Consider the following 21,946-nt stretch of genomic DNA (forward strand, 5'->3'; position numbering starts at 1 on the left):
AGATAGAATTCGATTTGTCTGAAAAATAAAAGGGAAGTCAAAAATCGCTAAAGTTTCATTGCGCTTTTTAATAAAGTAACAAAAACAATCCAAAGGATGTAATTGGGGTGGTTTATAAATAGTTTTCAAAGGGGCAATCAGTTTGGAAAAGTATTTATTGGATAACAGCGTTTTTTTGGTGTTAACGTCTAGTCCTAAAAAAAATCCCAAGATTCAATTGTTTTGAATCTTGGGATTTTTTATGAAATACATTGTTTGGTGAGGTGAATTCCTCATTATAGCTATTCTCCTAAGAAAGGGTATCTGTAATCTACCGGAGTAACGAAAGTTTCTTTGATTGTTCTTGGAGAAGCCCAGCGCAATAAGTTCAATGGAGAACCTGCTTTGTCATTGGTTCCTGAAGCTCTTGCTCCGCCAAAAGGTTGTTGCCCTACAACGGCACCCGTTGGTTTGTCATTAATATAGAAGTTACCGGCAGCATTTTGTAATTTCACTGTCGCCACTTCAATGGCGTAACGGTCCTGACTGAAAACGGCTCCTGTTAATGCGTATTCAGACGTTGTATCTACCAATTCTAGTGTTTCTTCCCATTTTGCATCTTCATACACAAAAATAGTCATAACTGGTCCAAATAATTCAGTTGCCATGGTGGTATAATGAGGATTAGTCGTTACAATTACCGTTGGCTCAATAAAGTATCCAACTGATTTGTCATAGTTCCCACCAACGATAATCTCCGCATCAGTATCTTTTTTGGCTTGGTCTATAAAACTGACCAATTTATCAAAGGAGCCTTCATGAATAACGGCAGTAATAAAATTACTAAAATCTTCTGGAGATCCCATTTTCATTGATTTTACATCCGCAATAATTTGCTCTTTTACAGCGGGCCATAAGCTTTGTGGGACATAAGATCTAGAGGCTGCAGAGCATTTTTGCCCTTGGAATTCAAATGCGCCTCGAACAATTCCCGTAGAAACTTGTTTAGGGTTAGCGCTTGAATGCGCTATGATGAAATCTTTTCCGCCTGTTTCCCCCACGATTCTTGGGTACGTTTTGTAATGGTGAATGTTTGTTCCAATTTTTGCCCAGATATCTTTGAATACGTGAGTGGAACCTGTAAAGTGAATTCCAGCAAAATCCCGACTTGCCAGAATGGTATCGGTAATCATTAAAGGGTCTCCAAAAACTACATTGATAACTCCATCAGGAACACCAGCTTCTTTGAACACTTCGATTATAATTTGCGCAGAAAAAACTTGACTATCACTTGGTTTCCAGATTACAACGTTCCCCATCATTGCGGCGCTTGCTGGAAGATTTGCGGCAATTGCAGTAAAGTTAAAAGGCGTGATCGCATATACAAATCCTTCAAGAGGTCTGTACTCTAGACGGTTCCACATATCTGAGGTGGATGCCGGCTGGTCTCCATATATTTGAGTCATGAATTCTACGTTGAAACGCAAAAAGTCAATTAGCTCACATGACGCATCAATTTCGGCCTGATGAACATTTTTAGACTGAGCAATCATGGTTGCGGCATTAATTCTGGCTCTGTAAGGGCCAGCAATTAATTCAGCGGCTTTAAGGAAAATGGCTGCGCGCTGTTCCCAAGCCATGTTAGCCCAAGCTGTTCTTGACTCTAATGCATTTGCAATAGCTTTCTCGATATGTGATTTTTCGGCAAGATGATACGTTCCTACACTATGTTTGTGGTCATGAGGCGCTGACATTGTTTTGGTATTCCCTGTTCTAATTTCTTCGCTTCCTATATATAATGGTACGTCAATTTTAGAATTCCACATTTTAGTATAAGCGGCTTGTACGGCGGCTTTTTCAGGTGAATTTGGCGCATACCCTTTTACTGGTTCGTTTACTGCTTTTGGCGCATGAAAAAATCCTTTTAGCATGATATTGTAATTTGATAATCTGTTTGAAGAGATTAAGATTAGAAAATTAAAAAATAAATTACTCGATATTTTATCAAAAAATTACTGTACTGCAAAAGTACAAAGGATAATTTTAAAATTGATAAAATAGGAATAAGAAAAAGGAATATTTTAAGCGAAAAAAATTAATTTAAAGCAAAGGGAGCACACAATCGGAAGGTAGGTACAATGACTTTGAAGTTTTTTGTTGAGGTAAAATTAATCATGTTAAAATACCCTTTCATCGCACCATAAGGGGATGATAATAGACAACCGGAACTATAGGTGTGAAATTCGCCAGGTTTTAAAACAGGCTTTTTCCCAATTACCCCTTCGCCATCAACAATTTCGATATCATTTAAGGAATCATAAATTTCCCAATGACGCGAGATCAATTGAACGGAATCTTTACTGTGGTTTTCAATAGTAATTTCATAACTAAATGCAAAATGAAGCTTGTAGTTCTTAACGTACGTACCTTCAAAACTAGTCAATACTGAAATTTTTATACCTCTTGTTATTTGAGAAACCATATTAAATGGGTGTGTAGGAGTTTAATACTAACAAATTTACAAAAAAAGGGTATCGTTTTGTTGAATTTTATGAAAGTTTTTTTAATTGATGGTGTTTATTGAATTTGCCATTCCTTTGCCCACAGCCCTGTCATAACGACCTATGTTTTCTCTGTAATAGACTACTATGGTATATTCATTTTCTGTTTGATAAAAATTGCCATCTATCGCATTTTCCGGATCAAGAACTCCTTTGTCATCCGCAACAAGGTATTGAAAGTTTGTGAACCCTTGTTTTATTAAAATAGCCTTTTCATAAAGCCCTTTTTTAGGATTATAGTCCATCTTATATTCAGGGATTAATGCGTAGTTATTGAACATACCGGCAACATAAATATTTTTATTCATTCTGAAAGTGGGGGCCGAAAGACTGAAATAGACCCAGGCATAATCCGCTTCGAATTCGCTGTCAGCAGCGCTTATATTCTTGACTACAAAAGCCCCATTAACATCTTGGGTAAAAGAATACGGAAAATTGGCTCTAGCAGCATTAGTGTATAAAAAAGAACCATAAATAGGGGTGTCAAAGTCTACCCGACCAATGTTGTTGTTTGCGGCTCTGATGTCTTTATTTTCGAAAAACAAAAACTCATTTCCCGCCCAAAACTGCGTTTCAGTATCGTATTTGTAGATCAAATCATTTCCTATCGTATACTGCGGAATTATATTTTTTATACCGCTATTTAGTTGTCCGTTTTGAAGTAATAACAGTTTGACATTCCGCAACGGAGTTTGGAAAACAATAGAATTGGATTTAATCGCAAAATCTAAATTGTGTTTCAATTCGATAGTGCTGATTGTTCGTGCTCGTTTGACTTGAATGGGAACCGTGACCAGATCTTCGTATAAAATAAATTTTCTCGAAAACAGGATGTCTTTATTTTCATCTAAAACCTTTATCATGTAATTTCCGCTGATTTTTAATTGGAGCGTAAATTGATTTGGAATGGCTAATTTGTAATGCGAATAGATTTGTAAAGTATTAAAAGAGTTGGTGTACTCCTGAATTCTTTGGTTGTCAAAACCCTCTAAATATTCGTTTTTAGGTATTGCCGTTGGATTCCAGTTGTAATCGCAATGAATTATTTCGTAATAATAATTGGCTTCATTGCCAAAAAGATCATCAAATTGCAATTGAAATCCTTCGCCTAGTTTTAAAATTGGAATTATAGTTTGGTCATTTTGAACAAATGAAATGGTTTTAATGTGGTATGGCGGAGCAACTTCTTTTTCTATTTGTGCCAAAGAAACGCAGGAATAAAATGCAGTAAGCATAAAAGCGGCTATTTTGAGCAAAGGGTTTTCCATTTTATAAAACGTAAGATTGTGTAAATATAGCAATTACCTTTTGTCTTTGGTTCATCTAGTTTTTACATTAATTATTTCGAAAGTAATAGCTGTCAAAATCGTTTTAATTCGTTCCGGTCTTAAAGACTAACTGATTATTTTTATTACAAATAAACGGCTTATGAAAAAAATAAACTGACGCACTAATAAACTAAAAACCTGCTAAAAAGTAACTTTAGCAGGTTTTTTTATGGTGTAAATTTATACTTTGAATTATTTGAAACAAACCGGGATAATTTCCCCTTTGGCCAAACAATATTTTTCTACTAATTCAGGTGCAATTTTATTAGTATACTCTTCTTCGATTACTTTGAAGCCGATACTTCGTAATTTATCAAAATAATCGCGGCCATAAATACGGACATGATCGTATTGACCAAATATTTTAGCACGTTCTTTTTGATCCGTAATAGAATCATCTGCAAAAGTGGTGGCTCTGGATAAATCCTGTGGAATTTGTAAAATTGCCATTCCGCCCGGTTTCAAAACCCGATACAGTTCTTGCATTGCTTTGGTATCATCCGGAATGTGTTCTAAAACATGATTGCACAGAATAACATCGTATTGATTGTCCTCAAAAGGTAAATTACAAATATCTGCTTTCACATCTGCTAACGGTGAAAACAAATCGGTTGTCGTGTAATCTAGATTTTTCTGGTTTCGAAACAGTTTATAAAAAGCTTGTTCCGGTGCAAAATGCAGTACTTTTTTTGGAGACGTAAAAAAATCAGTTTTGTCATTTAGATACAACCATAATAAACGGTGTCTCTCTAATGAAAGGGTACTTGGTGAAAGCACATTGTTTCTTTGTGTTCCGTAACCGTAAGGTAAAAAAGTTTTAAAGCTTCTTCCGTCAATTGGATCAGTGTATGTTGTTCCTTTTAAGGCAAGTGCAAGAACTGGGCGTGCCACATAACTTAAACGAATAAGTAGGGGCCGCGGAATGGTATTGAGTATAAGTTTAAAGAGTTTTTTCATTGTTGTTTCACAAAGATTCGCAAAGTAAACTCAAAGATTCACTGAGTTTTATTAAGAATCTGAAGTTGTATTTATAAATCGTTTTATATTGTTTTTTAAAATTTTACTGTTGTAATTTATTAGTAATCCCAAAGGATAATTTCCAAGCTTTAAATAGGTAAGTATTTGTGCAAAATGTACGGAAGTATAATTTTCGACTGTTTTCAATTCAATAACTAACTTATTTTCTACTAATAGGTCAATTCTATATCCTTGATCAAGTTTTATTTCCTTGTATATTATAGGAAGCGTTATTTCCTTTTCTACTTGCAAACCTGCTTTTTTAATTTCATAAAAAAGACATTCTTGATAGGCTGATTCCAAAAGTCCCGGGCCAAGTTGACGATGAACTTCAATAGCTAAGCCAATTACTTTATATGAAATTGCTTGTAAATCTTCAGAGATCTCTATAAATTCTTCGTTTGTCATTTATAAATAATTTAGGACTTAAATTTTTGTGAGTCTTTGAGTTTACTTTGTGAATCTTTGTGAAATGCTTTACAATACTAAAGGCTCTCGTCTAAACTCATCTTCTTCTGTACTTACAATTCCTAGCGCTTTATAAACATACGCAAACGTGGATAAAATTTCTGGTTTTCCATCGATAATGGCTACGTCGTGTTCAAAATGGGCACTTGGTTTTCCGTCAGCTGTCGTGATGGTCCAGCCGTCTTTGTGTTGCTTGATGTTTCTAGTTCCCATGTTAATCATCGGCTCAATGGCAACAACCATTCCTTCAACAAAGAGTTTGCCTCTTCCTTTTTTGCCATAATTCGGCATCTCAGGATCTTCATGCATTTTTTGTCCTACGCCATGACCCACTAATTCCCGTACGACGCCGTATCCATATGATTCGGTATATTTTTGAATGGCATTGCCCACATCTTCCACGCGGTTTCCTATTTTAAATTCTCGGATTCCGATATATAAGGATTCTTTGGTTATCTGTAATAGTTTTTTAGTTTCCGGAGCCACTTCGCCAATTTCAAAAGAGTACGCATGATCGCCATGGTATCCATTTTTGTAAGCTCCACAATCTACCGAGATTACATCCCCGCTTTCTAATGGTTTGTTATTTGGAATTCCATGGACTACTTGTGCGTTTGGACTCATGCAAAGGGAGTTTGGAAAACCATATAAGCCAAGAAAACTTGGTTCAGCTCCATGGTCGCGAATGAAGGTTTCGGCTAATTTATCCAGGTATAATGTGGTAACTCCTTCTTTGATTTCAGAAGCAATCATTCCTAATGTTTTTGATACGATCAGCGCACTTTCGCGCATTAATTCTATTTCTTCACGGGATTTTATAATAATCATAATTTCATTTTTTCAAGTTGCAAAAATACAATTTTATAAGTATTTAATCCGGATTGGCCATGATTTTAAAAAGGTCCGAATTAGAGATGTAAAAACGGTTTTCTAATGCTATTTTCGAAAGTTGTGCCGTAACTAAATTATTTTCCCGGATATTGATTAAAAACAACGAGCTTTCACCAAAAGAGAACAAACGTTCCTCTGAATTTAGCATAATGAGATTGTCTTGCACTAAATCTTTGATTAACTCCTGTTGTTTTAAGAGTGATTTGATTTCTAGTTTTTGGGCATTGATTTTATTAGTCAACTGCACTTTTTCCAAATCCAATACAAATTCAGATTCCTGTACTTTGTATTTTGCCAGTTTCAAACTACCGCGTTCTTTTCTAAGAAATAAAGGAAAATAGAAATCCAATCCAATTTTATAATCCTCAAATTGATAGTTGTCAATATAACTGGGTTCTGAAATATAAGAGTACCCCACATCAATTTTAGGCAAAAGCATGTTGGCTTTTAGTTTTCGTTCCACATTCAGCATATCAATTTTGCTTTGCAATGCATTTATTTTGGGGTGATTGGTGATGGAGAAATCTGAATTCAATAAGGCATTGGTTTTTAAACTTTCCTGAATGGTAAATTCTAATTGTATTTCAGGAATTAAGGCATCGGATAATTCCAGCGGAATGTTGTTTTCTAGCCAAAGAAAAGTTGCCAGTTCTAACTTGGCTTTAGCCAGTTTTAGGTTTGAATCTTCCAGGCTCAGCTTTCTGTTTTTTACAATAATTCCTGCTTCAACACTATCAATGGAGGGTTTGTCCCCTTGAATGATTAACGATTGAATTCCTTTGAAACGAATTTGTGCATTCTGGTTGTATTCCTGGTACAAGGCAACTTCGTTGAAGTTTTTTTTCCAATTGAAATACGCCAATGAAGCATCATATAAAACCACAATGGCCTGCAGTTTTCGTTCTGCCAGACTCAGTTGCATTTGCATTTTGGCTTTTCGAACATCAGCCATCCTTTGATTTATAAACAAACCTTGCCCAAGCGGAATGGTCACTCCTAGCGAAGTTAATCCTTGATTGGGAAGCGTGTTTTGGGGATTCAAATACACGCCTTCACTATTATCGAAGCCCGCTTTAATCTCGATGCCATACCATGTAGGTATTTTGAAACTGCTGTTTAAAATGGAATAATATTCGCTGCCTTTGAATTGTTTTTCACTGAAATCAACTTCAATTTTTGGGTCAAAACCACCACGGGCCATCATCAAATTAGCTTGGGATTTACTGATCTCTAAATTGGCATTTTTCACTAAGGGATGGTACTTTTTTACATACCCCAGAAATTCAGTAAAGGTCAGTTCGTTGGATATTTTTTCTTGAGCACCCGCAGAAAGCCCGAAGAATAAAAATGCTAAAAATATCTGTTTCATTATTTTTTTTCTGTTGTTATTGTAGGCGAAGGTTTGTAATAATTAGGCGGAAATCCGTTCAAGGTTCTCCACAGCTCGAACCATACAGGGACATTGTCCAATAAAGCGATTGTTTGCGCACCAGCACCAATACTTAATTGAACAGGCCATTTATCTTCGTTTTTATCTGGAGCAATCAAAACTCGGTATTTTCCATTGACGCTAATGAAATTTTCAATAGCTACAATTTCACCTCCAAAAGTTCCGTAAGACATATTAGGCCATCCTGAAAAAACAATAGTAGGCCATCCATCAAACCAAACGCGTACTTTTTCACCTTTCGCTAATAATGGCAAATCGATTGGATTTACAAATGTTTCCACAGCGATATCATAATCTGAGGGCATGATAGTGGCTATTGGAGTGCCTTCTTTCACTGTTTCCCCAAGGCCGGATTGCAAGGCCCTGTTGATATAGCCGTTTTGGGATGCTTTGATGTAATACATTCCATTACGGATGCTGTAGTTTGCGTATAGATTCTCCAGTTTAGAGACTTGAACATCTGTTTCAAACTGGCTGCTGAGCGCTGTGAATTTTTCACTATTTGCTTTAGAAACTTTCTCCGTATACTCCGCACTTATTCGGTTTATTTCTACTTTTGCATTGATCAACTCGTTTTTACTGATTAAGTACTTGTTTTCTTGAGTGATGATTTTAGCTTCAACTTCCTGCAGTTTTAATCTTTTTTCTTCAATATCAGTTAGCGGTTTCAAGCCTTCTTTATTCAATTGTACGGATCGGTTGTATTGTGTGGTTGCAATTTTTAGTTGGGTTTTTACCGCCACAAGATCCATACTGTCACTTTCTATTTTTAAAACCGATTGTTTGATTTTGTTTTGTGCTTGTTCTAGTTTTAAGACTTTCTCCCTTTCAATGGCTTGAATTTGTTCTAAAAGCGTGCTTACTTTAGACCCATAAGATTGTAAAGATTGTTTTTTGGCATCGATCTGACTTTTGGTATTTTGCACTAAATTTGGATCCATATAATCTTCTTTGATCTCTGAGATAAAGAGTATGGTGTCGCCTTTCTTGACAAAATCGCCTTCCTGAACGTACCATTTTTCAATTCGACCGGAGATTATACTTTGGATAGATTGTGGTCTTTGACTTGGTTTTAAGGTGGTAACAGCTCCAGTACCAGAAATATTTTGAGTCCATGGCAAGAAAAGTGCAATTATACCAATTATGGAAACACCCGCTATAATTTTATTTAAAATTTTATAATGCGGCCTGTTTGTTAGATTTTTGACCGCTTCGTATTGGTCTAGCTGTTGCAGTTTTATTTTGTTGTCTGAAATGTTTAGCATGACTAATTATTTTTTTAAATCAAGTTGAATATGCCCATTTTTCATCGTGATTTTTCGATTGCATTTGGTTTCCCAATACGGGTTTTTTGAGGATACGATAATCGTCCATTTATTTTTATCGGATGTAATAAAATCTATAATTTCATTAGCTACTTTTTCATCCATGGTGTCAGTTGGGTCTTCGTAAAAAAGTATTTTGGGTTTGTGAATGATGCTTCTGGCTAATAGTACTTTTTGCGCGTTAGACGAGGATAATTGTCGTCCTTCTGGGTAAATTCGGGTGTCTAATCCTTTAGGGAACAATTTGATAAAAGAGGTGAGTTGTACTCCGTCTACCGCCCATTTTATATCTTCGGAACTGACGGAAGGATCGTTAAAAGTAATATTTTCTTGCAAGGTTCCCTCAAAAGGTTTCTCTCCATAAATGACACTTCCTATTTGCGAGAGGTATTGTTTTATGTTTATTTTACGAAAAGTATCGTCATTTACATAAAAGGAACCGCTGGTAGGCTGCAATAAGCCGGATAATATCCTAATTAAAGTTGTTTTTCCAGAGCCATTTTCTCCATTTATTACAATTCGGTCTCCTTGTTCTATTTTTAATGAAATAGAGTTTAAAATTTCTTTTTCTGAATCTGGAAATTTGAATGTAAGGTTTTCTATTTCCATTGAGATTTTATTGTAACAGATGTCACTGTTAACAATGGAAGAATTTTCTAATTCTAAGTCCGTTACCTCTCCAATTTTTTCAATAGATGTGAGTACGTCATAAAAAGTTTCCAATCCAATAATTATTTTTTCGACGGAATTGATAACTAATAAAATAATAATTTCAGCAGCTACAAATTGGCCAATATTCATTTGTTGAGATAAAACTAAGAATCCACCGATGGATAGTAAACTTCCGGTAATGATGACTTTGAAAATAATCAAATGCGTAAATTGTTTTTTGATCACATTAAAATGTTTATCTCGATACACCAGGTAATCGGTTACAATCATGTTGGTTTTTTTTAAAGCAAAATCATAATTTAGCTCGTTTCTAAAACTAAAATTATTGCGAGCTATTTCTTGTAACCAACTCGCTACCTTGTATTTGAATTTAGATTCTTTTAAGCTCGTTTCCAGTCCGGATTTAAAAGAAAATTTGAAAATAAAATACAGCAATGCAAGCAGTAAAACACCAAATATGATAAAGTAAGGATGGTATAAGGACAATAATATTATCCCGAAAACAATTTGTAACAATGCTGCAGAGAAATCAGTTAGTAACTTTGAAGTCCCTTTTTGAATTATCATTGTGTCAAAGAAACGATTGGCTAGCTCCGGCGGATAGCTGTAGTATAATTCTTTTGATTTTATTTTAGGCAGTCGTGCAGCAAACTCAAAAGAGGAACGTACAAATATTTTTTGTTGTAAGTTTTCCGTAATCCGCAATTGCATGATGGATAAAATACCCACTAATGCCACACCAAAAATGACTAAAATGATTAGCACAATCCATGATGCGCTAACTCTTCCGGATTGGATAAAATTTGTAATTGCCTGTATTCCCAGTGGAAGGGACAAACTGAGTAGTCCGGCAAAAATGGCGTAAAAAAATATTTGATAGACGTCTTTTTTATCTAATTCAAGTAGATTGTAAAATCGTTTTAAGGGAGTCATAATGGGAGTGTTTTTTTTTTTTTTTTTTTAACTTAAAACTTTTTCTGCAAGATTTTGATAAAAATCAGTGGTGCTCTCAGAATCAGTACAATCTGTGATGGTTTTTAAATGATCCATTAAAAAATGTTGGTGCAAACTTCCTTCAACAATTGTTGAAATTAGGGATTTTGAAAAGGGGTATTCCGGATTTACTTCTTTTACAATAGCCACAATTCTATTGATTACTCTTTTGTAAATCAAGAAAAAACCTTCCTTGTTTTCCTGATCGATTTCTTTGGTATGTAACGTTTTAGTAAATTCTGAAATGATAATTTTATTTAGAACGGCCTCGTTAATGTATAAGGCACTATTGTCATTCGTTATTTTTTCAGTAACAATTGTAATGGCTTTTCTGAGTTTTTCTTTGGGATCCAAAACATTTGTGGTTGCAAAAACTAGCTTGTATTCCATCCAACTCCAATGCCAGGACGATAAATAAACCAGTAATTTATGTTTGTTCTCAAAATACCGATAGATGGAACTTTCATTAGATTTGATTTTCTCTCCTAATTTCTTGAAAGTAAAATTATCAAAGCCAATCTCATGGATTAAAAGGATACTTTGCTCTATGATTTTTTTTCCTAAAGCTGATGTCTCAGGATCCTTTACATAGATTTTTTCGTTGATTTGTATTTTTAAATTGGAGAGAACCGTATTCATTTTATTGAAATTTTATATAAATATAGTAGCATTACCAGCTATAAAAAAGTGTTTTACTAAATATATTGTAAGCATTGAATTTAGATACATTTATTCTCTAATTTCTAGGGATAATTTCTTTAATTTCAGATCCTATATTTGGTTAAAGCGGATGCTTAGCGCACCATAATTAGCAGGATCATTCAGACGAACTGAATAAATTGCAATAGAGCTAGTCGTTTTTTGTACTGCCCAAGTTCTTTACTTTTGTTAAAAACAAATAAAAATGTAGCAACTACTCGTTTTAATACGGCCACCATACTAAAACGTTCAGTCCGTGAATGGTTGCTACTCTGTTTTTTCTGCCTGTTCTATAGATTTACTCTAAAACCAAAATTCAAATTTTCTGTAGACCGCTCTGGAACCATAATTTTATTATCTTTTATTTCGAGTAATTGTAAGTGTTTTAATTGTTTGATTTCTTTTGGAATTTCTTTAAATTGATTGTTGTTCAAATATAAAAATTCTAAATTTTTTAAACTACTGATGGATGATGGCATATTGTTTAAATTGTCATTTTCTAAATGTAATATTCGTAAAGATTTCATTTTGCTCATTATTTCTATATTCGCCTCTAAATTTAAATTTGTTTCATCGTTTAAAAAAAGTTCTTCTAAGCTTTTTAACTTCCAAAAATCTTCTGGCAATACTGAAAAATCATTTCCGCTTAATTCTAGTACTTTAAGTTTTTTTAGTAGTGTTATTTCTTTTGGAATTACCGTTAAATGATCATTTTTCAAACTTAAGTACTCAAGATTTATGAATTTTGACCAGTTAAGGCTGTCCAATTTTAAGGTTTGATTACTCAAATTTAGGCGGAACACTTTTTCGGGCTCCTTTAAAGCCTGTTCTATATTAGTAAACTCTTTTTTGATTTGAATCGAATCAACGATTTGCCCAATACTTATTTGGGTCATTAAAAAAAGGGTGATTGTGTAAAATATTTTCATTGTGTTTGAATTTAGTTTGATTCGTAGGGTTATTACCCATCTTTTATTTGCTATTGAACACAAGTACAGTAGAATTCATGCTTTCTTGTTAGTGATTGTTTCTTGTTTGCAAATATAATAGTAACGCTATCAAACATAAAAGTATTTAACTTTTTTTTGTAATAAAAAACTACTTGAATCAAGTAGTTTTTTATTGGGACATTTTTATGTAAGTAATAACCATGGTATAATGGCGTATTTTAAAATCAGGATAAAATTATGTAACAATCTGATTTAAAGCTGTTTTGCTTAAAGTTGATTCTTTTGACTTTACGACTTTTAAACTTTCGACTTACTTAGTATCCTTAAAGTAAGGAATGACAGGTCATAACAGCAGGTTTTTCCACACCCATTAATTCCAAAATTGTTGGAGCAATGTCGCCAAGAACTCCATCATGAATGGTTTTCAAGTCGTTGTCTACTAAAATAATGGGAACGGGATTAGTCGTATGTGCGGTGTTTGGACTTCCATCAGGATTGATCATCGTTTCACAGTTCCCGTGATCTGCAATGACAATGGTAGTGTAATTATGCGCTAATGCAGTTGTGATTACTTTTGCTACGCATTTATCAACGGCTTCACAGGCTTGTATGGCAGCACTCATAATTCCGGTGTGTCCTACCATATCCCCATTGGCAAAATTTAGGCAAACAAAATCTACCTCTTCTTTCTCTAGTTCACAAACTAAAGATTCTGTTAATTCAAAGGCACTCATTTCCGGTTGTAAATCATACGTGGCTACCTTTGGAGAGTTTTTCAGGATGCGGCTTTCGCCAAGAAAAGGCTGTTCTCTCCCGCCAGAAAAGAAGAAAGTCACGTGTGGATATTTCTCCGTTTCGGCAATACGAATTTGCTTTTTATGGGCTTTTTCTAAAACTTCCCCAAGGGTTTCCGTGATATTATCTTTGTTATATACGACTTTTATGTTTTTGTAGGTTTCATCATAATTGGTTAGCGTCACATAATACAAATTGAGTTTGTGCATGTTTTGCTCATGACAATCTATTTGTGTCAATACTTCGGTTAGTTCTCTTCCTCTATCCGTTCTGAAATTAAAGAAAATAATCACATCATCATCTTCTATGGTTGCTACAGGTTTGCCTAGTTCATCCACCATAACTGTTGGGTGAATAAATTCATCCGTTACATTGACGTCATAGCTTTCTTGGATAGAAGCTACTGCATTTGTGGTAGGTGTTCCAATTCCGTTTACCAATAAATCGTAAGCTAGTTTTACTCTTTCCCAGCGTTTGTCCCGATCCATTGCATAATAGCGTCCCACAACCGAAGCCAGTTTTACAGTAGTATTCGCCATATAATTCTGTAAATCCTGAATGTAATGTGTACCGGATTTTGGATCCACATCGCGACCGTCCGTGAAGGCATGAACGAAAACTTTTTGTAATCCATGTTGTTGTGTAGCGTCAATCAAACCGCGCAAATGAGAGGTGTGTGAGTGTACACCACCATCAGAAACTAGGCCTAAAAAATGTACTTTTTTATTGTGTGTTCTGGCATACGTAAAAGCATCAACTAAAACGGGCTCCTTTGCTAAAGTTTCATTTGCAACAGCAAGGTTAATCTTAGCTAAATCCTGATATATAATTCTACCTGCTCCAAGATTCATGTGTCCTACTTCACTGTTTCCCATTTGGCCTTCAGGAAGTCCAACATTTAAACCGTCAGTTCGTAGTTGAGCACTGGGGTAATTTTTATATAGGCTATTAATAAAAGGGATATTGGCATTGTCGATTGCAGAAACTTTTGGGTCAGGAGATTTTCCCCAACCATCCAGAATCATAAGAATTACTTTTTTGTTCATGGAAATTTATTTTAAACAAAGATAAAACATTTCTAAAAAGGTTCGAATGAATCAAAAACACTATTATTCATTCTAAGGGGATCACCTGCAAATAATGATTATTTTGCTATAGAAAAGGGACTTTTTTGAAATAAACGTATTTTAGAATTTGTTCTTAACCTCATTGTAATCTATAAAATAGCGAATGCTTATCGAAAAAACATGGCTTAGTGCTTCGTTGTTCAATAAATTAGTGACATTCTCACTAAATTCTTTATTAATATTTCTTTCAAATGCAGCTGCATTATTTCGATAGAGAACGGACACTTGGCTACCGGGGGCAAACCACCAGGAATAGGATAAATCCGTATTCCAGGAGTAAAAACTGGAATTTTTATTGCTAGTGTAGGCCATGAAATTAGCCAATCTGCCGTTTTGTTGCAATGACAATGCGTTTTTGTTTTCAGCATACGACCAGTATTGACGTATTGAGAGATTAAAAGTCATCTGACTGTTTAATGAATATTTCCCTGAAAGAGTATTAGAATACGTAATTACATTTCTATTGGCAAAAACAATTGTGTTTGGTGTGGTTGCATTCATGTCGTCATTCACACTGTCTACATATCCTTTGTTATTGTTTTGTCTCAAAAAGTTGAAATTGTAATTCAAAGATATTTTATCGCTAAATCGGTATCTCGGACCTAAAGAAAACCCATAAGAGTTTCTTCCGGTTTCATCAAAAATTGCAAATGAAGGGTTAAAATTAATTGCAAATGGATTATTATAATTTGAAGAAAGATAAATAAAGCCACCAATTTTGGTTGGTTTTATTACAAATCGATCTGCCGATCTGGGTTCATAATAATCAAATGTTTCTAATGGATTGGCATCAATTCCCATTCCAAAATAATGATTTTTTTTGTTATTTGAGTTAATCTGAAAGCTGATGTTGCTGGACTGCACTTTGCCAGTTTCTTTTTGAAATTGGGAATACATATTTATTCGAGCATTAAAAGTGTTGAAATACTTCGTTGGATTCAATATTCGATAACTGGAATTGCCATAAATGCTATAATAATTAGTCTCGAAATTGATTCCTAAATCATTGTTGTCGAAATTTTTAGTTGTGATATCAGCGCCCAGCCCGTAACGAAATTTTCCGCTGGTTTCAGAGAAATTCAATTGGGAGTTAATCCCTGTTTTCTCTTCTGTATCATTTATGTAACTGTACTTAAAATCTCCCGAAATGTTGTAGGTGTTCTTTTTTGTATTCAAATCCCAAACTAATGCCGTAACATTCCCATCACGAAAATGTCCGTTCCGAGTTACATTGGTGTTTACAAATGCAACTGAGGAGTTTTTGCGAAAGCGCTGGTCTAAAACCAATACACTATAGTTAGCCAGAGGTTCAAGTTCAGTTCTTAATGCCCTGCTTTCATTGTTGAAAATAGTCGTTGGGGTATTTTTAGTAACAGCGTTCAAAATTCCTATTCCTAATCCGTCTTTAGTTCGTCCCGAAATTTTAAAGGCATTAATAAGACTAATATTTGGGGCTTCCGCAAACGATTCATTTTTATTTAGTTTGTAGGAGGGCGTTCCCCCAATCCGTCTGGAATATAGTAGATTGCCTTTGCTGAACAAATCCGTTCCCTCTGTAAAAAAAGGTCTGTTTTCGTTGAATTGCTGTTCAAAAGGACCGAGATTTAGAATTTTATCATCAAATTTTGTTTGTCCAAAATCAGGCACAAGGATCATGTCCAGAGTAAAAGCATCATTTATTCCGTACTTTAAATCCAATCCGCCTTTGAGTGTCCCGATAGTTTTTTCTTGGCTGTTTGCATTTACATAAAAGGAAGAATACGGTAAAAGAAAGAGTCGGGTAGGTGGTTTTATATTTTCAATTCCTTCCAGAATTCCGGTTTGCTGGGTAAAGGTACCTAATTTAGAATCGATGAAATTCCAAGTGTATTTATGACGGTCTCGTCGTATTTCCCTAAAGAAATTAAGGCCCCAAGTTTGTTTCTTTTCTCCCGAAAATCGCAAGGCTGCATAGGGAATCCGCATTTCTACAATCCAGCCTTTTTTCGTAATTACTGCTTTGCTATTCCATACGGCATCCCAGGAATAATCTTCGCCATTGGTGTCTGTCATGATGCAATCAGCCTGACCGTCTGCTGCATTGACAAAAAATTGAAAATCTTGTTGCCCATCATTAAAACCATTTATAAAAACGCCAAATAGATCAGCAGTGCCAAAATTATCTCTTTGGGTAATTTCTCTCAGGATTTTATCAGGATTTTCATCATACATAGTAGCACCAATATACAGGGCATCATTATCGTACACTATGCGAACCTCTGTCCTTTTATTGTCAGGAATTTTTTTGCCGTTATCAGGTTCAAACATGATAAAATCAGTAGCTATTGCTGCGGATTGCCATGTCGCTTCATTTAGGTTTCCATCGATAGTAATTTTATCCGAAATAAATTTAGTGTGTAATACTTTTTTTTGGCTGTAGCCAATAAAAGAGAGTGCTAAAAAACAAAATAAGAAAGAATTCTTCATGAAATAGTTCAATGGTTGGAACAAAATTAGAAAAACTAAAATAGTTTCAAAGTGAAAATGTACCAATTCACACAATAGTTTATTCTACTAGACTTTCTTTTCAATGGAATGTTACAGTTTGATTCAAAAAAATTAAAATTTATTTTTGATCACATTGTAGTCTATAAAATAGCGGATGCTAATAGAAAGCACATTGGTCAGGTCACTGTTGAAAATGTTTTTAAGATTTGCAGACAAATCTTTTTCCACCATATCTGTTCTTTCTATACCAAAATTCCGGTACAAAACAGAGATTTCACTTCCTGGAGCAAACCACCAGGAATAGGATAAATCGAAGTTCCAAGAATTAAAATTCCTGTCTTTATTTTGTGCGTAGGTATTGTTTGGAGTCAAATAACCGGAGTTTTGTAAGGTAAGGAATTTATGATTTTTTGAATAGGACCAATAATAGCGTGCGGTTAGGTTTACAGTCATTCTATTGTTGATCGCATATTTTCCGGTAAAATCATTTTGGGCAGTTTCTCTGCTGCGTTCTGCAAAAATTATCCCCGTAGGATCCGAATCTACCCAGCCACGATCATTGGTTTTGTTAAAATAATCCAATATGTAAGTAATGGAAAGTCTGTCGTTAAATCGGTATTTTGGACTTATATACAACCCATAAACGTTTCGGTTCTTTTCATTGTATTTTGTGAAGGAAGGCTGGAGTACTAATGTAAAAGGATTGTTGTCGTTAGACGTGAAATTTACTGCTGCAAAAACTTTTTCCGGGAGAAATACATATTTGCCATATTCTCGTGGTTCATAAAAATCATAGGTTTTCAATGGAGAAAACTCTACTACAAATTCTAAAGCGTCGTTATTTAATGTTGTGGCCTTAGTTTCTGTTCCAAAAGCACCAGTCTGTAACTTACCGGAGGTGTTGTCTATTTCAAAATTGACATATTGATTGATTCTGAAGGTATTAAATAGTTTTGTCGGATTTACAATTCTGTAGCTTCCATTTGCATAGGCATTGTGGTAATTAGAATAAAAATTGATTCCTAAATCATTGATGTCATAGTTTTCTGAGACGTATTTTCCAGAAAATCCATACCGATATTTCCCACTCGTTTTGGCAAAACCTATTTCTGTTTTAAATCCGTCGTAATCTTCAGTCGTTTTGATGGAACTGTATTTGAAATCGCCATACAAACTATAGGTATTGGCTTTTGTATTCAAATCAAATAACAATGCAGAGGTATTTGCATCTCTGAAATCGCCATTTCTGGTGGTGTTTGCATTTATAAAAGAAACAGATGAGTTTTGGTTAAAACGTTGATCTACTACAAACAGATTATAATTAGTCAAAGGTTCAATTACTTCTTTTCTAATTTGGCCGGTGTCGTTGTTTAAAATAGTAGCTTTAGTCTTTTCCGTAACGGCATTCAGGAATCCAATTCCCAATCCTTTCTCGGTTCGGCCGGATATTTTTACGGCATTCAGTAAGTTTACGGTACTGGGATAATTTGTTATTTCTTCTTGATTATCAAGGAGTAATTCTGTAGTGGATCCTCCGCCAATTCGTCTGGAATAAAACAAACCACCTTTGTTAAAAAGATCGGTTCCCTCTGTAAAAAAAGGCCGGTTTTCTTCTAATTGTTGCTCAAATGGTTCTAAATATAATATTGCATTATCAAATTTTGTCTGACCAAAGTCAGGTACCAAAATAGCATCTAATGTAAAGGAATCATTGATGCCGTATTTGATATCCAAGCCCGCTTTTAAAGTAATGCCAGAGCCTATCGCACTTTGTTGGTAATACGCCGATGAATACGGAATCAAAAAAAGTCGTGTCGGTGTCTTTATATTTTCAATTCCCTGCAGGATTCCCGCTTGCGGAATTACGGCTCCAATTTTAGTATCAATCCTATTCCAGGTATATTTTTGTACGTCGCGCTTGATTTCCCGCATAAAGTTTAACCCCCAGATTTGTTTGTCCGCTTTGGAAAATCGTAAAGCGGCGTAGGGAATCTTCATTTCTACAGTCCAGCCAAATTCAGTGAGTGTTACTTGGCTGTCCCAAATGGCATCCCAACTAAAATCTTCAAAATCTTCCGTTGCTATACAGTCCATTTGTACGCCTGCCGCACTTACAAAAAAACGAAAATCTTGCTGGCCATCATTGAATCCGTTGATATAGACGGAAAAATGATCGGAAACGCCAAAAATATCTCTATTCGTAATTTCTTTCTGAATTTTATCAGGTTCGTCATCATATAGCAGTGCTGAGATGTAAATGGCATTATTGTCATACAATATTTTCACCTCTGTTTTTTTATCCGCACTGATTGGTTTGCCATTATCAGGCTCAAACATGATAAAATCCGAAGCTACTGCGGCGGTTTTCCATATTTCCCCATTAAATCTTCCGTCAATTATAATGTTTTCTGTGGTGGGTTTTGCCTGAAGCGTTTTTTTTTGACTTTGTGCATTCAAACTAGAGAATATGAAATATAATAAAGTGATAGGTAGTAATTTGAACATAAATCTGAAGGATAATTGAACAAAAATAGTAAAATTAACATATAAACGGTATTTTTTTTAAGTTTATTACTCAATATTTCGTCACTTTTTTCGTTAGAGTTAGAATAAACTTTGTTAAAAAGTGGTTTCTGGCTTGATTTTTAACGTACGTTTGCAATCCTCAATTAGTCCATAACTTAAAGACAATCAATGATTTATAACATATTTCTTACTATTTTTTTGCTGCTAGTTTCGTTTGTGCCAATCAAAAACAACTTTCCTGAACCAAAGACACACACGCCAGTGATTTACGCTGAAGCTGTGAAACCGAGTTTAGACGATAATATTACAGTGGCATATAATAATTTGCATTCCAATAAATTTGCACTGCCTAAATTAGAAAGTTTCTCCGAAGCGCTAAAAGGATACTATTTGTTGAAAGAAAAAGGATTAGTCAAGAAGGAAATTTTGACCTTAATTGATTTTAGTTTGTCTTCTAATATTAAAAGACTCTGGGTGATCAATCTGGGTACCGGTGAGGTCTTATTTAATTCTTTGGTTGCACATGGTAGAAATACGGGCGATGAATTTGCTTCGAATTTTTCAAATACTGCGGAATCCTTCAAGAGTAGTCTAGGCTTTTATTCGACAGGCGAAATTTACGCTGGTAAACATGGGATGTCACTTCGATTAGATGGTCTGGAAAAAGGAGTAAATGATAATGCCAGAGCAAGAGGCGTGGTGATGCATGCAGCAGAGTATGTTTCTAATTCATTTATAAAAAATAATCAAAGATTAGGAAGAAGTTTGGGTTGTCCTGCTGTTCCTGTAACCTTGTCTAAAGCAATTATCAGTGTTATCAAAGATAAATCCTGTTTCTTTATTTATCATCCTTCAAGAGTGTCAAAATTTGGATCCAAATCAGCTTTGTAATTTGCCGTATAAAGCAGCATCAAAAGTATCGCTATCATCTTTAAAAACCAATTTGTTGTTCTCGCTCCAAGCAGTCCAATATAAGAGATGAAAGGCGACTTCTTTTTTGATTTTGACAAATTTTGTTCTTTCGTTCTGTAACGTTTCTGTGATTTATTCCAGATTTCAATTGATTCCGTCGTTCAGTAAATATTCCGTTACTATTAACTCCTTTATAAAATACTCTGTTTTTTTGTAAAAGCCAAGGGCTTCTTTTGGGGAGTTGAACTAAATTACATTTGGTTTCTGTTTGAGATGCCGTTTTTCTCCGGTAACAATTCGTTTTTTGCCTAAACCAGTTTATTTGATACTGTTTTAGAATGGTCATTACCCATATTTGAAATTGCTTTTATTGGTAAATAAATCATTTTTAGCCTTGAATACGAGGGCTGTTTTTAAGAGATTATAGCAGCATACTATTCAAAACGGCAAGTTGTTGCTCAAGTATCTCCGTCAAAACGACCGTTTTCTAGCGAGTTCTCCTCCCTAAATTTAGGATATTGTACTGAAAAAGTCTCCAAACAGCCCTTTTTTTGATATTTTGCTTTATTTTTTTTAAGTATTTTTTGAGTGCTATAAGGATATAATATTTTCATATTAAATTCTTTATGATTTGAATCCTCTTTTAAAAAAAGACTGTCGGAGTAAGTTTGAGACTTTTTAAGAAAAAAACTTGCATTGAAGCAAACTTATTAATTATATTTGCACCGTTGTTAATGCGAAAGTAGCTCAGTTGGTAGAGCTCCAGCCTTCCAAGCTGGTTGTCGCGAGTTCGAGCCTCGTCTTTCGCTCTGAATTTCAAATTTTAGTTTGAAATTTTATTTTACTGTTATCATGCGAAAGTAGCTCAGTTGGTAGAGCTCCAGCCTTCCAAGCTGGTTGTCGCGAGTTCGAGCCTCGTCTTTCGCTCTTTCAAGCCAAAACATAATTGTTTTGGCTTTTTTTTGTGTCATTTATTTTAGGATTACTTTACAAAACTCAAATCAGTTCCGCTTTCTAGTTCTTCAGGACTTTGATTTTGTCGAAACAATCGTGCGGTCAGATTGCCTTTCAGGGTGATTGAATCTCCTTTTATATCCAGCCAGCTTCCTTCTCTCAATCCTAAAACCGGAACAGTATTAAATGCATGGTATTCTTTAATTCGGGTTTCGCGAGTTTCGCCCATGTGTGTTGAAGTAGTATCCGGATCTAAATAATGCGGATTCAAATTGAAAGGAACCAATCCCAGCGTTTGAAAACTTGGGGGATAAACTATTGGCATGTCATTTGTTGTTTGCATCGTTAATCCGCAAATGTTACTTCCTGCGCTTGTTCCAAAATACGGAGTTCCGTTTTTTACCACATCAGTGAGGGTTTCCATAAGGTTGTTTTTGTATAATTGTGATACTAAAACAAATGTATTTCCACCTCCTGTGAAAATTCCTTCTGCTTTTTTTACAGCTAATGTGGTGTTTTCAAACTCATGAATTCCAATTATTTCTTTATTTATTTTGGCGAAAGCCAAGCGTACCATTGCAGTATACTCTTTATGAGAGATCCCACCAGGTTTGGCGTAAGGAATAAAGAGAATTGTATTACAGTTTTGAAAATGCACTTGTAATTCTGGTAATAAATAGTCCAGATAGTTCTCGTTTGCAAGAGTAGATGTGCTTGCAATTAGGATGTTTTTCATTTTTTTTGACACATAATTTGCGCTAAAGGTATTAAATCAGGCTTTTTTATTTCAAATTTTTAATTAACATTTTTTT

The 21,946-nt window shown here is 34.8% G+C and carries 16 protein-coding genes and 2 tRNA genes; 3 read left to right on the forward strand and 15 right to left on the reverse strand.

What is annotated here, in order from left to right:
• Nucleotides 1-281: 281 nt before the first annotated feature.
• The 14 genes from pruA to EKL96_RS04725 all read right to left on the reverse strand — a co-directional run bounded on the left by pruA (nucleotide 282) and on the right by EKL96_RS04725 (nucleotide 19,247).
• Complete coding sequence (gene pruA / locus EKL96_RS04660; protein WP_126458822.1) at nucleotides 282-1,910, reverse strand: L-glutamate gamma-semialdehyde dehydrogenase; 1,629 nt, start codon at nucleotides 1,908-1,910, stop codon at nucleotides 282-284.
• Nucleotides 1,911-2,074: 164 nt separating this feature from the next.
• Nucleotides 2,075-2,461: a Co2+/Mg2+ efflux protein ApaG gene (gene apaG, locus EKL96_RS04665; protein ID WP_126451805.1), complete on the reverse strand. Its 387-nt coding sequence runs from the start codon at nucleotides 2,459-2,461 to the stop codon at nucleotides 2,075-2,077.
• An 81-nt stretch (nucleotides 2,462-2,542) separates the two neighbouring features.
• Nucleotides 2,543-3,808 carry a DUF5103 domain-containing protein gene (locus EKL96_RS04670; protein WP_410503638.1) on the reverse strand — a complete coding sequence of 422 codons (1,266 nt, stop codon included), beginning with the start codon at nucleotides 3,806-3,808 and terminating at the stop codon, nucleotides 2,543-2,545.
• A gap of 252 nt (nucleotides 3,809-4,060) precedes the next feature.
• Nucleotides 4,061-4,825, reverse strand: a complete 765-nt coding sequence (locus EKL96_RS04675; protein WP_126458824.1) for a class I SAM-dependent methyltransferase — start codon at nucleotides 4,823-4,825, stop codon at nucleotides 4,061-4,063.
• A gap of 51 nt (nucleotides 4,826-4,876) precedes the next feature.
• Nucleotides 4,877-5,293 carry a GxxExxY protein gene (locus tag EKL96_RS04680; protein ID WP_126451807.1) on the reverse strand — a complete coding sequence of 139 codons (417 nt, stop codon included), beginning with the start codon at nucleotides 5,291-5,293 and terminating at the stop codon, nucleotides 4,877-4,879.
• Nucleotides 5,294-5,362: 69 nt separating this feature from the next.
• The gene (gene map / locus EKL96_RS04685) at nucleotides 5,363-6,181 is read right to left on the reverse strand and encodes a type I methionyl aminopeptidase (RefSeq protein WP_126451808.1); all 819 of its coding nucleotides are present in this window, start codon (nucleotides 6,179-6,181) and stop codon (nucleotides 5,363-5,365) included.
• A 43-nt stretch (nucleotides 6,182-6,224) separates the two neighbouring features.
• Complete coding sequence (locus tag EKL96_RS04690; protein ID WP_126458827.1) at nucleotides 6,225-7,613, reverse strand: TolC family protein; 1,389 nt, start codon at nucleotides 7,611-7,613, stop codon at nucleotides 6,225-6,227.
• Entirely contained in the window at nucleotides 7,613-8,959 is a 1,347-nt protein-coding gene (locus tag EKL96_RS04695; protein WP_126458830.1) for an HlyD family secretion protein, read from the reverse strand. Before EKL96_RS04695 ends, EKL96_RS04690 begins: the two co-directional genes overlap by 1 nt.
• Nucleotides 8,960-8,965: 6 nt before the next feature.
• Nucleotides 8,966-10,624 carry a peptidase domain-containing ABC transporter gene (locus EKL96_RS04700; protein ID WP_126458833.1) on the reverse strand — a complete coding sequence of 553 codons (1,659 nt, stop codon included), beginning with the start codon at nucleotides 10,622-10,624 and terminating at the stop codon, nucleotides 8,966-8,968.
• 27 nt (nucleotides 10,625-10,651) lie between these two features.
• The gene (locus EKL96_RS04705) at nucleotides 10,652-11,323 is read right to left on the reverse strand and encodes a TetR/AcrR family transcriptional regulator (protein WP_126458836.1); all 672 of its coding nucleotides are present in this window, start codon (nucleotides 11,321-11,323) and stop codon (nucleotides 10,652-10,654) included.
• Between the two features lie 350 nt (nucleotides 11,324-11,673).
• The gene (locus tag EKL96_RS04710) at nucleotides 11,674-12,312 is read right to left on the reverse strand and encodes a leucine-rich repeat domain-containing protein (RefSeq protein ID WP_126458839.1); all 639 of its coding nucleotides are present in this window, start codon (nucleotides 12,310-12,312) and stop codon (nucleotides 11,674-11,676) included.
• Between the two features lie 344 nt (nucleotides 12,313-12,656).
• Nucleotides 12,657-14,174 carry a 2,3-bisphosphoglycerate-independent phosphoglycerate mutase gene (gpmI, locus tag EKL96_RS04715; protein WP_126458842.1) on the reverse strand — a complete coding sequence of 506 codons (1,518 nt, stop codon included), beginning with the start codon at nucleotides 14,172-14,174 and terminating at the stop codon, nucleotides 12,657-12,659.
• Nucleotides 14,175-14,315: 141 nt separating this feature from the next.
• Nucleotides 14,316-16,721 carry a DUF5916 domain-containing protein gene (locus EKL96_RS04720; RefSeq protein ID WP_126458846.1) on the reverse strand — a complete coding sequence of 802 codons (2,406 nt, stop codon included), beginning with the start codon at nucleotides 16,719-16,721 and terminating at the stop codon, nucleotides 14,316-14,318.
• Nucleotides 16,722-16,853: 132 nt separating this feature from the next.
• A complete protein-coding gene (locus EKL96_RS04725; protein ID WP_126458849.1) occupies nucleotides 16,854-19,247 on the reverse strand; it encodes a DUF5916 domain-containing protein in 2,394 nt (797 codons plus the stop codon).
• A gap of 189 nt (nucleotides 19,248-19,436) precedes the next feature.
• Here EKL96_RS04725 and EKL96_RS04730 point away from each other — a divergent pair, with 189 nt between their 5' ends.
• From EKL96_RS04730 to EKL96_RS04740, 3 genes are all read left to right on the forward strand, one after another.
• Nucleotides 19,437-20,159, forward strand: coding sequence for a murein L,D-transpeptidase catalytic domain family protein (locus EKL96_RS04730; RefSeq protein ID WP_126458852.1), 723 nt, complete (start codon nucleotides 19,437-19,439; stop codon nucleotides 20,157-20,159).
• Between the two features lie 757 nt (nucleotides 20,160-20,916).
• Nucleotides 20,917-20,989 (forward strand) — tRNA-Gly (locus EKL96_RS04735).
• A gap of 45 nt (nucleotides 20,990-21,034) precedes the next feature.
• Nucleotides 21,035-21,107 (forward strand) — tRNA-Gly (locus EKL96_RS04740).
• Between the two features lie 55 nt (nucleotides 21,108-21,162).
• Here the strand turns inward: EKL96_RS04740 and pepE are convergent.
• On the reverse strand, nucleotides 21,163-21,870 hold the full coding sequence (gene pepE / locus EKL96_RS04745) for a dipeptidase PepE (RefSeq protein WP_126458855.1): 708 nt from the start codon (nucleotides 21,868-21,870) through the stop codon (nucleotides 21,163-21,165).
• Nucleotides 21,871-21,946: the final 76 nt, after the last annotated feature.

Source organism: Flavobacterium sp. LS1R10, from assembly GCF_003968825.1.
Classification (GTDB): domain Bacteria; phylum Bacteroidota; class Bacteroidia; order Flavobacteriales; family Flavobacteriaceae; genus Flavobacterium.

Coding starts and splice junctions, on each gene's coding strand:
- pruA (WP_126458822.1), bottom strand. CDS start 1,910: ATGCTAAAAGGATTTTTTCATGCGCCAAAAGCAGTAAACGAACCAGTA.
- gpmI (WP_126458842.1), bottom strand. CDS start 14,174: ATGAACAAAAAAGTAATTCTTATGATTCTGGATGGTTGGGGAAAATCT.
- EKL96_RS04710 (WP_126458839.1), bottom strand. CDS start 12,312: ATGAAAATATTTTACACAATCACCCTTTTTTTAATGACCCAAATAAGT.
- EKL96_RS04705 (WP_126458836.1), bottom strand. CDS start 11,323: ATGAATACGGTTCTCTCCAATTTAAAAATACAAATCAACGAAAAAATC.
- EKL96_RS04670 (WP_410503638.1), bottom strand. CDS start 3,808: ATGGAAAACCCTTTGCTCAAAATAGCCGCTTTTATGCTTACTGCATTT.
- apaG (WP_126451805.1), bottom strand. CDS start 2,461: ATGGTTTCTCAAATAACAAGAGGTATAAAAATTTCAGTATTGACTAGT.
- EKL96_RS04695 (WP_126458830.1), bottom strand. CDS start 8,959: ATGCTAAACATTTCAGACAACAAAATAAAACTGCAACAGCTAGACCAA.
- pepE (WP_126458855.1), bottom strand. CDS start 21,870: ATGAAAAACATCCTAATTGCAAGCACATCTACTCTTGCAAACGAGAAC.
- EKL96_RS04700 (WP_126458833.1), bottom strand. CDS start 10,624: ATGACTCCCTTAAAACGATTTTACAATCTACTTGAATTAGATAAAAAA.
- map (WP_126451808.1), bottom strand. CDS start 6,181: ATGATTATTATAAAATCCCGTGAAGAAATAGAATTAATGCGCGAAAGT.
- EKL96_RS04690 (WP_126458827.1), bottom strand. CDS start 7,613: ATGAAACAGATATTTTTAGCATTTTTATTCTTCGGGCTTTCTGCGGGT.
- EKL96_RS04720 (WP_126458846.1), bottom strand. CDS start 16,721: ATGAAGAATTCTTTCTTATTTTGTTTTTTAGCACTCTCTTTTATTGGC.
- EKL96_RS04725 (WP_126458849.1), bottom strand. CDS start 19,247: ATGTTCAAATTACTACCTATCACTTTATTATATTTCATATTCTCTAGT.
- EKL96_RS04680 (WP_126451807.1), bottom strand. CDS start 5,293: ATGACAAACGAAGAATTTATAGAGATCTCTGAAGATTTACAAGCAATT.
- EKL96_RS04675 (WP_126458824.1), bottom strand. CDS start 4,825: ATGAAAAAACTCTTTAAACTTATACTCAATACCATTCCGCGGCCCCTA.
- EKL96_RS04730 (WP_126458852.1), top strand. CDS start 19,437: ATGATTTATAACATATTTCTTACTATTTTTTTGCTGCTAGTTTCGTTT.